General features: G+C 66.6%; 13 protein-coding genes. 8 read left to right on the top strand and 5 right to left on the bottom strand.

All coding sequences use genetic code 11. The annotated features are described in order from the left end of the window. Positions 1–34 precede the first annotated feature (34 nt). The gene (locus tag HALXA_RS00560; RefSeq protein ID WP_013878337.1) at positions 35–499 is read right to left on the bottom strand and encodes an NYN domain-containing protein; all 465 of its coding nucleotides are present in this window, start codon (positions 497–499) and stop codon (positions 35–37) included. Positions 500–803: 304 nt separating this feature from the next. Between HALXA_RS00560 and HALXA_RS00565 the strand changes: the two genes are divergently transcribed. From HALXA_RS00565 to HALXA_RS00580, 4 genes are all read left to right on the top strand, one after another. After that, positions 804–2,855, top strand: a complete 2,052-nt coding sequence (locus tag HALXA_RS00565) for a S8 family peptidase (protein ID WP_013878338.1) — start codon at positions 804–806, stop codon at positions 2,853–2,855. A gap of 131 nt (positions 2,856–2,986) precedes the next feature. Further along, complete coding sequence (gene gcvT, locus HALXA_RS00570; RefSeq protein ID WP_013878339.1) at positions 2,987–4,138, top strand: glycine cleavage system aminomethyltransferase GcvT; 1,152 nt, start codon at positions 2,987–2,989, stop codon at positions 4,136–4,138. A gap of 15 nt (positions 4,139–4,153) precedes the next feature. Then, positions 4,154–4,537 carry a glycine cleavage system protein GcvH gene (gene gcvH / locus HALXA_RS00575; RefSeq protein ID WP_013878340.1) on the top strand — a complete coding sequence of 128 codons (384 nt, stop codon included), beginning with the start codon at positions 4,154–4,156 and terminating at the stop codon, positions 4,535–4,537. A 133-nt stretch (positions 4,538–4,670) separates the two neighbouring features. Then, positions 4,671–5,747, top strand: coding sequence for a GIDE domain-containing protein (locus HALXA_RS00580; RefSeq protein ID WP_013878341.1), 1,077 nt, complete (start codon positions 4,671–4,673; stop codon positions 5,745–5,747). Positions 5,748–5,833: 86 nt separating this feature from the next. On the opposite strand, the gene HALXA_RS21865 is transcribed toward HALXA_RS00580, so the two are convergent. The 3 genes from HALXA_RS21865 to HALXA_RS00590 form a co-directional block, all read right to left on the bottom strand. After that, a complete protein-coding gene (locus HALXA_RS21865; protein ID WP_013878342.1) occupies positions 5,834–5,989 on the bottom strand; it encodes a hypothetical protein in 156 nt (51 codons plus the stop codon). A 49-nt stretch (positions 5,990–6,038) separates the two neighbouring features. After that, the gene (locus HALXA_RS00585) at positions 6,039–6,749 is read right to left on the bottom strand and encodes a helix-turn-helix domain-containing protein (protein ID WP_013878343.1); all 711 of its coding nucleotides are present in this window, start codon (positions 6,747–6,749) and stop codon (positions 6,039–6,041) included. 137 nt (positions 6,750–6,886) lie between these two features. Further along, a complete protein-coding gene (locus HALXA_RS00590; protein WP_013878344.1) occupies positions 6,887–7,666 on the bottom strand; it encodes a competence/damage-inducible protein A in 780 nt (259 codons plus the stop codon). A gap of 263 nt (positions 7,667–7,929) precedes the next feature. On the opposite strand from HALXA_RS00590, the gene HALXA_RS00595 reads away from it, so the two are divergent. The 4 genes from HALXA_RS00595 to HALXA_RS00610 are packed head-to-tail and all read left to right on the top strand — an operon-like array spanning position 7,930 to position 12,017. Further along, entirely contained in the window at positions 7,930–9,105 is a 1,176-nt protein-coding gene (locus HALXA_RS00595; protein ID WP_013878345.1) for an ABC transporter substrate-binding protein, read from the top strand. A gap of 23 nt (positions 9,106–9,128) precedes the next feature. Beyond that, entirely contained in the window at positions 9,129–10,265 is a 1,137-nt protein-coding gene (locus HALXA_RS00600; protein ID WP_013878346.1) for an ABC transporter ATP-binding protein, read from the top strand. Positions 10,266–10,267: 2 nt separating this feature from the next. Beyond that, entirely contained in the window at positions 10,268–11,215 is a 948-nt protein-coding gene (locus HALXA_RS00605; RefSeq protein ID WP_013878347.1) for an ABC transporter permease, read from the top strand. Next, positions 11,208–12,017, top strand: coding sequence for an ABC transporter permease (locus HALXA_RS00610; protein ID WP_013878348.1), 810 nt, complete (start codon positions 11,208–11,210; stop codon positions 12,015–12,017). Before HALXA_RS00605 ends, HALXA_RS00610 begins: the two co-directional genes overlap by 8 nt. Positions 12,018–12,113: 96 nt before the next feature. On the opposite strand, the gene HALXA_RS00615 is transcribed toward HALXA_RS00610, so the two are convergent. Beyond that, complete coding sequence (locus HALXA_RS00615) at positions 12,114–12,527, bottom strand: EamA family transporter (RefSeq protein WP_013878349.1); 414 nt, start codon at positions 12,525–12,527, stop codon at positions 12,114–12,116. Positions 12,528–12,634 lie beyond the last annotated feature (107 nt).

The following is a 12,634-nucleotide window of genomic DNA, read 5'->3' on the forward strand; positions in this document are numbered from 1 at the left end:
CGGATCGAACGAGCTGACCGGCAACCCCGCGCCGTCACTCGTCGATCGTGATCGCCTGGTCCGCCGCGTTCTGCAGCGCGTCCGAGCGGCCGTACGATCCCGGTGCGATCGCGATCGTCTCGATGCCGACGGTCCCGGCGTGCTCGAGGACGGGCTTGAAGTCCGTATCCCGGGAGGCGATCGCGAGCCGGTCGATGGTGCCGGCGCTGCCCAGCGCGGTCGCGTCGACGGCGAGTTTGACGTCGACGTCGCCGCTGGTGACGATCACCTCGAAGCCCCGCGCCTCGGCGGCCTGAATGAGCCCGGGTGTGGCGTGTTCGTCGAGGTAGAGCCGGATGACGCCGACGCGGCCGAGGTCGCGGGCCGCGTCCCGGAGGTCGTTCAGGTCGACGTCGAACTCGTCGCGGAAGACGTTCGGCCCGTCGACGAACAGCCCGACGGTCGGTTCCGACGGTCCGTCGGGGGCGAGACCGAGACGGGCGCGAACGCTGTCGAACATGCCACCCACTTCCTGCGCGCGCGAGATAGGTGTGACGAAACACGACGACGGGGCGGGGTCGCGTCGCCGCGCACCGCGCTACTTGCTCCCGGTTCGCTCGACTCGAGTACCCCGCCGATCGCCGGAAACTACCGCCGCGTTTCTTCCCCGGTTCACGGGGTACCTAACGGGAAGAATTCAACTGTTCACCCTTTATATGCTCAAACCATTCTCTTCTGACATAAATTCCACTCTAGAATGTGAAATAAATAGTTTCTAGTTCGATAAAGTTTTACTAATTTCAGGTTTTGATGACTGTCGTTCCATGCAACCGAACGATCCGCGGGACGGGGCTGACTCCGACCGCGCATACGATCGCCGAACGATTCTCACCGGGGCCGGTTCGCTCTCGATCGGCGGCCTGCTCGCCTCGAGCGGACTCGTCAGCGCCGACGACGAGAACGGCCGCGAGCCCGGACCGAAAGAGGACGAACTCATCGTCGGCATCTCGCCGTCGGCGTCGGACATCGAGCGGGAGGCGCTCGCAGCGGTGCCCGGCGACGCGAGGGTCGAACACACGAACGACGTCATCAACTACGTAGTCGTTTCCTTCCCGTCGGAGGCGCCGGATTTCGCCCGCGAGACGTTCATCGAGTCCATCACGGCCAACGAGTTCGTCGAGTACGCGGAACCGAACGCCACGATGGAGTCGTTCGTCACGCCGAACGACCCCTACTACGGCTCCCAGCACGCGCCCGGCCAGGTCGGCTGCGACGAGGCCTGGGAGACGACCTACGGCGACGGGGACGTCACGATCTCCATCGTCGACCAGGGGATCCAGTACGACCACCCGGCGCTGGCGGACAACATGGACGACAGCGTCTCGAACCACGGGGACGTGTTCACCGGCTACGGCAGCGATCCGTACCCGGTCGCCGGCGACGAGCAACACGGCACTCACGTCGGCGGCATCGCCGCCGGCGGGACGGACGACGGCACCGGCCACGCGGGGATCAGCAACTGTTCGCTGCTGTCGGCTCGCGCCCTCGACCGGAGCGGGCAGGGGGCGCTTTCGGACATCGCCGACGCGATCCAGTGGTCGGTCGACGCCGGCGCGGACATCGTCAACCTCTCGCTGGGTGCGACCAGCGGCTACTACACGCTCCGGTCGGCCTGCGACTACGCCGCCAACAACGGCGTTCTGCTGGTCGGTGCGACCGGCAATTCGGGCGCTAACAGCGTCGCGTATCCCGCGGCCTACGACGACGTGATGGCAGTCACCGCAGTCACGAGCAACGACTCGCTGGCGTCGTTCTCGAACACCGGCTCCCGGGTCGATATCACCGCGCCCGGGACGCAGATCCTCTCGGCCGTTCCCTGGGACGACTACGGACGGATGTCGGGCACGTCGATGGCCGCGCCGGTCGTCTCCGGCGTCGCCGGCCTCGTGCTGTCGGCCTACCCCGATCTCTCGGGCGGCGAACTCCGCCAGCATCTGAAAGACACCGCCGTCGACGTCGGCCTCTCGTCGTACGCACAGGGTGCCGGCCGGGTCGACGCCGCCGCCGCGGTCGACACCGTTCCGGACGGCTACGACGGCGAGCGCGGCACCGGCGACGAGCCCCAGGACGACGAGCAGAACGACGATACTGACGACTCCGACGAGTCCGACGGCGACGAGGAGGAGGGCCACCTCCTCGCGTTCGTGACCGAGCCCGATGCGCGGAACGCGGAGTACGAATTCACCGCCGACGGACCCGTCGAGATCACGGATGCTCCCTACGATTCCCCCTCCGGCCGGAGTATCGGCGGCAACGGGAACGACACGATCACGGAATCGGACGGTACGTACACCGTCAGCGGTCTCACCGGCGGCGGCCACGGCGACGCCTTCCGCGTCGACGGCGCCGTCACCTCGATCGATATCGACCAGCCCGACGTGATGTGGGTCGAACTCGAGGGCGAGGAGTTGTCCGTCGAGGAAGTCATCAGGGAGACGGGCGGCGAACCTGACGAAGACGAGAACGAGGAAGCCGACGAACCGACCTGCGGCGACGAAACCATCACCGCCAGCGCCGACGGCACCCTCGACGGCAGCGGCTGGTGGGGAGAGAGCGACCGCTACACCTACTCGCTGCACACCGACGACCCCTGCTCGGCCACGCTCGAGCTCGCGGTGCCCGATAACGCCTCGTTCAACCTCTACGTGACCCTCGACGGCCGGCGGCCGTCGCGGTGGGACTACGACGAGAGCACGTCCGGCGACGGCGAGCCGATCACGGTCTCGCTCGAGGGCGACGAGCAGTTCGGACTGCAGGTGCACGCGGTCTCGGGAAGCAGCGACTACACGCTGTCGATCGAAGAACGCGGCCTGTAGGCGCCGGTCGCGCACCGGGCCAGCAATTTGCTCTTTTTTGATCCGCTCGAGCGGTACGGAAGGCCTACCGCGGCATCGACCGGGTCGCGCTGACAAAAAGACATTACTACCAGCGGAGTGTCCACCCGACTATGCCGCTTCAGACGCCGCCGTTACGTGGGACCCACGACGAGCGCGGAGCGAAGTTTACGGAGTTTGGCGGCTGGGACATGCCGGTCGAGTTCGACTCGATTCGAACGGAGCACGCGGCCGTCCGCGAGGACGTCGGCATCTTCGACGTCTCGCACATGGGCCAGATTCACGTCACCGGCCCGGACGCGACGGAACTGATGCAGCGGCTCACGACCAACGACGTGAGCCGACTCGGCGTCGGCGACGCGCAGTACGCCGCGATCACCGACGAGGATGGCACCATCATCGACGATACGGTGATCTACCGGCTGCCCGACGAGGGCGAGACGCCGCAGGGGTCTCGGGAAGACGGGGAGGCAACCTACCTTTTCATCCCCAACGCCGGCACCGACGAGTCGACCCACGAACGGTGGATCGGCTACCGCAACGAGTGGGACCTCGAGGCGACCGTCGACAACCGGACGGACGAGTACGCGATGTTCGCCGTGCAGGGGCCGAACGCGGCCGACCTCGTGGGCGATGTCGTCGACGTCGCCGACACCGCCGACGCCATCGACGGCTCGGTGACGGACCTCTCCCGGTTCGAGGCGACGGAGTCGACGATCGACGGCGTCGACTGCTGGACCGCCCGAACCGGCTACACCGGCGAGGACGGCTTCGAACTGATCGTCCCCTGGCCCGAGGCCGAACGCATCTGGTCCGCCTTCGACTGCCAGCCCTGCGGGCTCGGCGCCCGGGACACGCTCCGCATCGAGGCCGGCCTCCTGCTCGCCGGCCAGGACTTCGACCCCGAGGACAACCCGCGGACGCCGTACGAGGCCGGCATCGGCTTCACGGTCGACCTCGAGACGGAGTTCGTCGGTCGGGACGCCCTCGCGCAGGTCCGAGCGGAGGGCGTCGAGGAGGAACTCGTCGGCTTCCAGTTGATCGACCGCGGCGTCCCGCGGCACGGCTACGACATCACGAACCCGGAGAGCCGGGTCATCGGCACGGTCACCAGCGGCACGATGAGCCCGACTCTGGAGCAGGCGATCGGCCTCGGCTACGTCCCGGTCGAGTACGCCGACCCGGGCACGACGCTGCAGGTCGTCGTCCGCGGCCAGTCGAAAAAGGCACGAGTCGAGCAGACGCCATTTATCGATACGCAGTAACACAGCACACGACACATGAGCTTCGACGTTCCCGACGATCGACGGTACCTGGAATCGCACGAGTGGGCACTCGAGACTGACGGCGTCGTCCGCGTCGGCATCACCGACTTCGCGCAGGACGAACTCGGCGACGTGGTCTTCGTCGAACTCCCCGACGAGGGCGACGATGTCGACCAGGAGACGGAGTTCGGCGTCGTCGAATCCATCAAGGCCGTCTCCGACCTCTACGCGCCGGTCAGCGGCGAGGTCGTTTCGGTCAACGAGGACCTGTTCGACGCCCCCGAACTCGTCAACGAGGATCCCTTCGGCGAGGGCTGGATGCTCGAGATCGAACCCGACGACATCGGGGAACTCGAAGCGTTGCTCTCGGCCGACGAGTACGAGGACCAGATCGCCTGATCGCGGCGCCGTTCGGTTTCGACGGTCGTTCGTTCGACACCTACCGCCGATGCCAGCGTAGCGATTGCTGCGTTTCGGTCCCTTCCGTGCCGAAACTGTTAGGTTACGGATATGATAACGTGCCGTACGCCTCATGTCGACCGCCTCGCTAACGGTGCTCCCCGCTGCGGCGATTTCCGGTGTCGACGTGCTCGTGTTGCTCTTGCTCCTTCACCTCTGGCTGCTCGTCGTGGGGCTGGCCGTCTGGAACGACGAGGCCCAGACCGGCGTCGCGTGGGTCGATCAGCGGATTCACATGAGCAACCGGCTCTACGGGCTGTTACTGTTCCTCGCGACGGTCGTCGTCTGGCTCCCTTTCGCGCTCGGCGGCTACCCATTCGGAGCAAACAGCCCCTTCGGGCGTTCGCGAACTGTGCTCATTCCCATCGGCGCCGGCGGACTGCTTGTCGGCACCGGCTTCTACTTCCTCGGCGGCGTCCTCACCAACGTTCGGTCGTATCTCGCATTCCGGCTGACCGACCCGGTCGACGCCGGGACGGTCGACTCGGGCCCCACTCGGGTCACCGGTGAGGTCGTGTCAGCGGACGACCCGCTCGAGGCGCCGCTCTCGGGCGCTGACGCGGTCTGTTACCAGCTTTCCCTGACTCAGGTCGCGTTCGAGGACTCGCTCGAGTCCCACGAGGATGGCAGCGCAGCGATGACCGGTCCGCTCTCGTCGGTTACCGACGGGACCGAACGCGTCGCGGATCGGCGCCAGCCGTTCTGGCTCCGCGACGACACCGGCCGCGTCCTCGTCGATCCGGACCGGGCCAAACTACGCCTCGAGCGGACCGCTTCCCGACCCGTGGCCGCCGATGAACGGCCGGCAGAGGCGATCGCGACGCGGCTCCGCGAGGCGATCGACGACGCTGACGAGCGACGCGATCGGGCTCGGGTGTACCACGAAGCCGCGCTCGAGCCCGGAACGGCGGTCTCCGTGCTCGGCGTCGCAGTCGTACCCGAGGACCGAGCGGTGGCCGGCGAGAGCGGCGCCAACAGCGACGCGCCGATACTCACTGCGGGCGAGTCCTCGAGCGAGTTCATCGTCACCCCCGGCTGTGCGGACGGCGTCGATCGCCACTATCTCGCGACGATTCTCGTCTGTGCGCTCGCGGCGGTCGCTTCGATCGGCAGCGGATTCGGGCTCCTCTGGCTGCTCGCCGGCTACTAACCAGCGCTTCGGTACTCGGAGTGCGGATCCGCGACCGTTCGACTCGAGAAGCCGGTTGTACGCCCGAAAAGACGCGGTGCCGTAGGCTACCGATTGTACACGAGTAGCGCAGCGCCAGTAATGACCGCCGCCGCGGTCGCCCACGCGAGCCAGATGACGGGCTCGCCGATCAGGGCCGTCGCTGCGAGCGTTCCGAGGTAACCGACGATCAGTACGACTGTCCTGCGTTCTGTGCGATCCATCGTAGGGGGAGGAGTCGAATCGTTGACTGCCTGTCGAGATTGCAAGGGCTCACTCGAACGAAATGAGCCGATCGAGCACGTCGTCGATCGGCGCCGTCGTCGTCGCGAGCGCGTAGCCGTCGACGCGTGCGAGATCGCGAGCGTGGTCCCAGAGTTCGTCCTCTTCGATCCCGTGGAGGATCACGGCGTTCGGCGTCGGATTGATCACCCGCAGGGCGATACCGACGCCCTCGCCCTGCGTCACGTTGGTGAAGACGAGCACGCGGTTCGTACTCTGCCCGTACAGTCGGAAGAACTCCTCGCTCGAGAGGCGGGTAATCGCCTTGACGCTATCGACGACCGTATGACCGCTGATGCGGTCGGTCTCGCCGGGGATGATCTCGGTCGCCTCGAGTTCGTCGTACACCGTCGAGAGAGGAATCGAAGTCGCGTACTCGCGTAAGTCGAGGACGACGTCGCTGTCGAACCCGGCCGAGAGGACGCGGCCGTACTGACGGATGCGGTCGCCGCCGCGCCGTTCGTCGATCGCGAGCAGTCCCTCGACGAGCCGTCCGACGACGCCGATACCCGGACTCTCCCGGCGGCCGCTCTCGTAGTCCGAGATGACCGACGAGGAGACGCCGAGCTCTTCGGCGAGGTCCGTCTGCGAGACGTCGAAATCGGTTCGCCACTTGCGCAACGTGGCGCCGGGATCGTCGCTCAGCGTGATCTCCCCGGCTATCTTCTCCGCGAGTTCGCGTTTCGGCCCACGTCCGCCCATACACGTCGGTTGGACGGTCGACCCAAGTAGCTACCGAATATCGATATCCGCTCTCGATCGTGCTGACGCTGACAGGCTTTGCCGTCGTCGGCTATCGAATCCTCGAGGAACGGCGGACGGGGTAGACCGAATCGGGGTTACTCTGATTCTGCCTCCGATTTCGACTTCGATTCCGACTCCGACGGCGGCTCCGTCGTCTCGACGCGCTCGCGCAGCCACTCGATCGCCTCCTCGACCGTCGATTCGTCGGTCCCCGTAACGCGGATGCGACCCGGCCGCGACTCGCCGCGCGGGTAGCTGCCGACTGCGACGTCGAACTCGTCGCCGGCGCGCTCGAGGACGCCGTGGAGCGATCCCTCCGGCGCCGGGGTGTAGATCGTTTTCGCGGTCGCGTCGCCGCGGAACTCCGCCTCGACCTCGCGGAACATCGCCTTCATCTCCTCGGGGATACCCGCGAAGACGTAGACGTTCTCGACGATACAGCCCGGCGCCCACGCCTCGTCGACGACGATCGGCGTCGCGCCTTCGGGCAAGGAGGCGGCGGCCTCGAGGTCCAACTCGAGGTCGTACTCCGCGACCATCTCGGGGTTCTCCTCGCGGAACTCGGCCGCCTTCTCGCGGAGGTCGTCGTAAATCCGCTCGTGGACGACGAGGTCGCGGTCCAGCCCTTCGGCGGCGGCCTCGACGGTCATATCGTCGGGCGTGCCGCCGATCCCGCCGGTGACGATGACCGCGTCGAACTCGTCGCGCCAGCGGCCGACGTAGTCGGCGATCTCGGCGCGGTCGTCGGGGATCGTCAGAATCCGGTGGACGGTGCTGCCGCGCTCGGTGAGGCGTCCGGCCAGCCAGGCGGCGTTCGTGTTCGTCGTGGTCCCTGCGAGCAGTTCGTCGCCGACCGAAACGATCGCGACGTTCATGGCCGCGGTTGGGCCTCGAGGCAGTTAGCCGCTCCGCCGGCGGCAGTCCGTCGGCGTTGCGGCGGGCGGCCGGTCGTCGGCGCTGGTCGGGTCTCGGAAACGAAATCGACGATAGCGGAGCGGAGCGATCAACCGACGCCAATACCGGTTTGCAGGCCGTCGCTCGCCCGAATCCGTTCGCACTCCGTCTTACATGTATAACTGGGTGTTTTTCAGGACTTCACAACGATTTTATGTCCCCGTCAGGGTAAACCGGGGTACCAATGGCTGCCGACCCAGCACGGGTTGCAGAAACCAGCGGCTGCGAGTCGAATCACGAGTCTTCAACTGGCGTCGAACCGGGAACCGAAACCGAATCGTCTCGGTCGCTGTCGCGTCGTCGCGCCCTCTCCGGAGTCGCGGCCGGATCGATGACCGCGCTCGCCGGCTGCGCGAAGATCTTCGGCAGCGATACGACGAGTTCCGACGACGTGCTCGACGTCTGCGTCTGGAGCGGCAACTACTACGATCGGTTCGAGGAATCGGTCGTCCCGCTGTACGAGGACGAGTACGGCGTCGACGTCCGATTGCACGGCGGCTGGAACGACATCCTCGTCGACATCCGACAGTCGAGCGGCGAGCCGCCGTACGACGTGACCGTCGCGGACGGCTACTTCTACCACGTCGGTCGACAGGAAGGGCTCTTCGAGCCGGTCCGCACGGACAACGTGCCGAACCTGGACGGCGCGATCGACCACTACACCGAGATCCGGACGACGGAGTACGGCGTCCCGGTCGACGGCGCGCCCTGCAACATCATCTACCGCGAGGACATGGACTTCGAGCCCGAGACGTGGGCCGACCTCGGCGCCGATCCCGTCGACAACAGCACGGGTATCGGGATCGACACCGGCTTCTGGTGGTTCCCGGTCCACGCCGCCGCGGTCGGCATGGACGACCGCGAGCTCGCGGGCGAACTCTACGAGGAGTCGCTCCACGATTCGGTCTTCGATCAGCTCCGGAGCTGGAACATCAACAGCTGGGCCAGCTCGGGCCAGGACATCTGGCAGGCGTTCGACGACGGCACCATCGACGTCGCCCAGTGGTACTTCGAGCAGACCGCCTACGACATCGACGACCACGACGGGCTCACCCACACGCTCCCCGAGGAGACGACCGGCTACCTGAACAACTGGTGCGTCGTCAACGGGACCGAACGCCGCGACCAGGCCGAGGAGTTCCTCGACTTCCTCCTTTCCGCCGAGACGCAGACGACGTGGTCCGAGTCCAGTCCCGCCCTCTTCTGTAACGCGGAGATGGAGTACGCCAACGACCTGGGCGAGCAACTGCCGACGACCGGCGAGGAGGCCCGGCAGATCGCCTTCCCCGACTGGGGGTACCTCGAGGACTACTACGAGGCGTTCGACGAGGAGTACAGCGCGATCCGGACGAACAACTGATTTCGTACAACAGACTGCCAACAATGGCTACAATCGAACTCAACAGCCTCGAGAAGCGCTACGGCGACACGCTCGCCGTCGAGGACGTCTCGGCGACCATCGCGGACGGCGAACTGCTCTGTCTGCTCGGGCCGAGCGGCAGCGGAAAGTCGACGACGCTGCGGATGATCGCCGGCCTCGAGTCGCCGACCGACGGCGGGATTCACGTCGGCGACGAGGACGTGACCGACCAGCCGGCCTACGAGCGAAACACCGCGACGGTGTTCCAGGACTGGGCGCTGTTCCCCCACAAAACGGTGCTGGAGAACGTCGCGTTCGGCCTGAAGATGCACGGCGTCCCGAAGGAGGAACGCCGCGAGCGAGCCCAAAAGATGCTCGAGCGCGTCGAGATGGGCGACTACGGCGATCAGGACCCGACGAACCTGAGCGGCGGGCAGAAACAGCGCGTCGCGCTCGCGCGCTCGCTGGCCGTCGAACCCGACGTCCTGCTGCTCGACGAGCCGCTGTCGAACCTCGACAAGCGCCTCAGCGAGGACATGCAGATCGAGCTCCGGGAGATCCACGAGGACGTCGAGACGACGTTCGTCCACGTCACCCACGACCAGGACGAGGCGTTCACGCTGGCCGACCGGATCGGCATCATGGCCGACGGCGAACTCGTCCAGATCGGCGACCCCCATGAGGTCTACGAGAACCCCAAAAACCGGTTCGTCGAGGGGTTCCTGGGCGACACGAACTTCGTCTCGGGTGAAGTCACCGAAACGACCGCCAACGGCGTACGCGTCGCGACCGAACTCGAGGAGGCGCTCGAAATTTCGACTGACGAGACGCTCGACGAGGGCGAACAGGTGACGCTGTCGCTGCGCCCCGAAGTGCTCTCGATCGAACCGGCCCCCGATGCGACGCCGGTCGCGAACGAGGCGCAGCCGATCGCCGACGGCGGGTCGCAAACGGCGACCGTCGGCACGATCGAGAACGTCATCTACCGCGGCTCGACGGTCCGCTACGCCGTCGACGTCGACGGGAGTTCGCTGTTCGTCGAGCGAAGCGTCGCCGACGCGGGGTCGTTCGACGCCGGCGACGAGATCCGCATCGAGTGGGACGAAACCGACGTGCTCGCGTTCCGCGAGGACGGGAGCCGCATCGAGCACCGCGGATAACGATGTCGGGAACGCACACATCTACATCCACGGCCGCAGACGCCGGTGCCGGCGGCGGCGTCCTCGCCCGACTCCGCGCGCCGCTGGCTGCGGCTCCGAGTTCGCGGCGAGCGCTGTTGCTGATGGCGCCGCTGCTCGTCTTCGAGGCGCTGATCTTCGTCGTTCCGTTCCTCATGCTGCTGCGGATCAGCTTCGCGGAAGGGGCGACGGCCGCGGCCTACCAGCCCGGAACGTGGTCGCTCGAGGCGTACGCGGGCGTCCTCGAGAGCGGTCTCGCGTGGGACGTCATCCAGTACTCGTTCGCGATCGGCGCCGCGGTGACGGTCATCACGATCGCGCTCGGGTTGTGCTACGCCTACGCGATCTGGCGAGCCGACGGCGTCGTTCAGTCGATTCTGCTGTTCGCCGTCGTGCTGCCGCTGTTGACCACGCTGGTCGTCAAGACGTACGCGTTCCGCCCGCTGTTGACGCCCGAAGGGACGCTCAACGACGTGCTGATGGGACTGCACGTGATCTCGGAGCCCGTTTCGATCGTCCCCGGAACGGCCGGCGCGATCATCGGGCAGGTCTACATCGTACTGCCCTACGCCGTGCTGGCGATCTACAGCGTCATGGCGACGATGGACTGGCAACTGGTCGAGGCCGCCCGCGACCTCGGCGCCAGCCGACCGCGGTCCGTCCTCGAGGTCGTCGTCCCCCGGGCCATGCCGGGGATCATCGTCGCGACGGTGATCTCCTTCGCCTGGAGCGTCGGCGCCTACGCCGCGCCGTTCCTGCTTGCCGGCGGCGACATCTCCTTCGCCGTCCGCGTGGAGAAACAACTGCTCCAGAACTTCCAGTGGCCCGAGGCGACGGCGCTCTCGGTCATCATGATCGTTCTGATGCTCGCGAGCATCGCCGCGATCGTCGGCGCGCTCAGCCGCTTCGGAGGTGAGTTCGACTATGCGTAATTCCCGCGAGCGACTCGGCACCGCCGCGTTCCGACTCGGTTACGCGGCGATCGTGGCGTTCCTGCTGCTCCCGCTGCTCGTGGTCGTCGTGACCTCGTTCTCGGCCTCGAGCCAGCTCGTCTTCCCGCCGGAGAGCTACACGATGGCGTCGTACCTGGCGTTCTTCGAAAACAACGCGTGGCTCGAGGCGTTCGACAACAGTCTGATCGTCGGCCTCGGGACGACCGTGGTCGCGACGATTCTGGGCGTGACGGCGGCGTTCGGACAGGAGATCGACGACGGCGCGGCCGGTCGCGTCCTCGTCCCGCTCGTGCTCTTGCCGCTGCTGATCCCGCCGGTCATCTTCGGCGTCACGCTGCTGGTCTACTTCAACGAGCTCGGGCTGCAGGACACCTACCTGAGCCTGATCCTCGCGCACACGCTGTGGGCGACGCCGCTGGTGTACTTCGTCATGCGGTCGGTGTTCAGCCGCTTCGACTGGCAGCAGTTGGACGCGGCCCGCGACCTCGGCGCCGGACCGATTCGCTCGTTCGTCCACGTCGTGCTGCCGAACGTGAAACACGGGATCTTCGTCGGCGCCCTGCTGGCCTTTATCGTCAGCCTGCAGGAGTTCGTGATGGCGCTGTTCCTCTCGGGCGACAGCACCGCGACGATCCCGGTCGTCGCCTGGAACACGCTGCGGGACTCGCTGGATCCGATCGTCAGCGTCGTCTCGACGTTCCTGATCCTCATCTCGATCGTCGCGCTCCTGCTGGCCGTCGTCGCGACGAACCTGCAGTGGGTCGCGAAGCAACTGTCCTGACGCCGGAATTCTCAGGACGCCGGTTTTTCGATTCGTTTTGTTGTCCGTCGTTTCGTCGTCTCGGAGAGCGACATCGCGACCCTCGAGCGACCGAGATTAAGAGGCGATGAGAACCACGGCGACGACCGCGAGCGCGAATCCGACGACGTTCGCGGTGCTCAGCGCCGTCTCGAAGTAGGCGACGCCGACGAGGACGGGGACGACGAAGTAGAGGCCGGCGATGGCCGAGACGACCGCCATACTCCCCCGCGTCAGCGCCGCGTAGAACGCAAGGGTCCCGGCCGCGAGAAACACGCCCGACCCCAACGCGAACGCGATGTCGGTACTCGTTCCGGCGATCGGGCGCCGCGACAGGACCGCGTATCCGCCGACGAGTCCGATACTCGCCACGTACGACAGCAGGACCGCGTTCACGGCCGATAGCGACCGCGTCGCGACGTCCGCCGCGACCGCCCAGCCGCCGAACAGCAGCAAGGTCGCAAGTGCCAACGCTATCGCTACGCTCACCATACGGCCACCCTCTCTGTCGCCCTTTCAAGAAATCGTCGGTCTTCAGACGCGTGTTGCGGCCTGCCACCGAACCTGCGACCGACCAGCCGCGTGGCCGTCTCGAGCGC

This window comes from Halopiger xanaduensis SH-6 (assembly GCF_000217715.1).
Taxonomy (GTDB): domain Archaea; phylum Halobacteriota; class Halobacteria; order Halobacteriales; family Natrialbaceae; genus Halopiger; species Halopiger xanaduensis.

Bases quoted from the DNA above. Each gene is read 5' to 3' on its own strand.
- HALXA_RS00580 (WP_013878341.1), top strand. From the start codon at position 4,671: ATGTCGACCGCCTCGCTAACGGTGCTCCCCGCTGCGGCGATTTCCGGT.
- HALXA_RS00610 (WP_013878348.1), top strand. From the start codon at position 11,208: ATGCGTAATTCCCGCGAGCGACTCGGCACCGCCGCGTTCCGACTCGGT.
- HALXA_RS00605 (WP_013878347.1), top strand. From the start codon at position 10,268: ATGTCGGGAACGCACACATCTACATCCACGGCCGCAGACGCCGGTGCC.
- HALXA_RS00595 (WP_013878345.1), top strand. From the start codon at position 7,930: ATGGCTGCCGACCCAGCACGGGTTGCAGAAACCAGCGGCTGCGAGTCG.
- HALXA_RS00560 (WP_013878337.1), bottom strand. From the start codon at position 499: ATGTTCGACAGCGTTCGCGCCCGTCTCGGTCTCGCCCCCGACGGACCG.
- HALXA_RS00590 (WP_013878344.1), bottom strand. From the start codon at position 7,666: ATGAACGTCGCGATCGTTTCGGTCGGCGACGAACTGCTCGCAGGGACC.
- HALXA_RS00615 (WP_013878349.1), bottom strand. From the start codon at position 12,527: ATGGTGAGCGTAGCGATAGCGTTGGCACTTGCGACCTTGCTGCTGTTC.
- gcvH (WP_013878340.1), top strand. From the start codon at position 4,154: ATGAGCTTCGACGTTCCCGACGATCGACGGTACCTGGAATCGCACGAG.
- gcvT (WP_013878339.1), top strand. From the start codon at position 2,987: ATGCCGCTTCAGACGCCGCCGTTACGTGGGACCCACGACGAGCGCGGA.
- HALXA_RS00585 (WP_013878343.1), bottom strand. From the start codon at position 6,749: ATGGGCGGACGTGGGCCGAAACGCGAACTCGCGGAGAAGATAGCCGGG.
- HALXA_RS00565 (WP_013878338.1), top strand. From the start codon at position 804: ATGCAACCGAACGATCCGCGGGACGGGGCTGACTCCGACCGCGCATAC.
- HALXA_RS00600 (WP_013878346.1), top strand. From the start codon at position 9,129: ATGGCTACAATCGAACTCAACAGCCTCGAGAAGCGCTACGGCGACACG.
- HALXA_RS21865 (WP_013878342.1), bottom strand. From the start codon at position 5,989: ATGGATCGCACAGAACGCAGGACAGTCGTACTGATCGTCGGTTACCTC.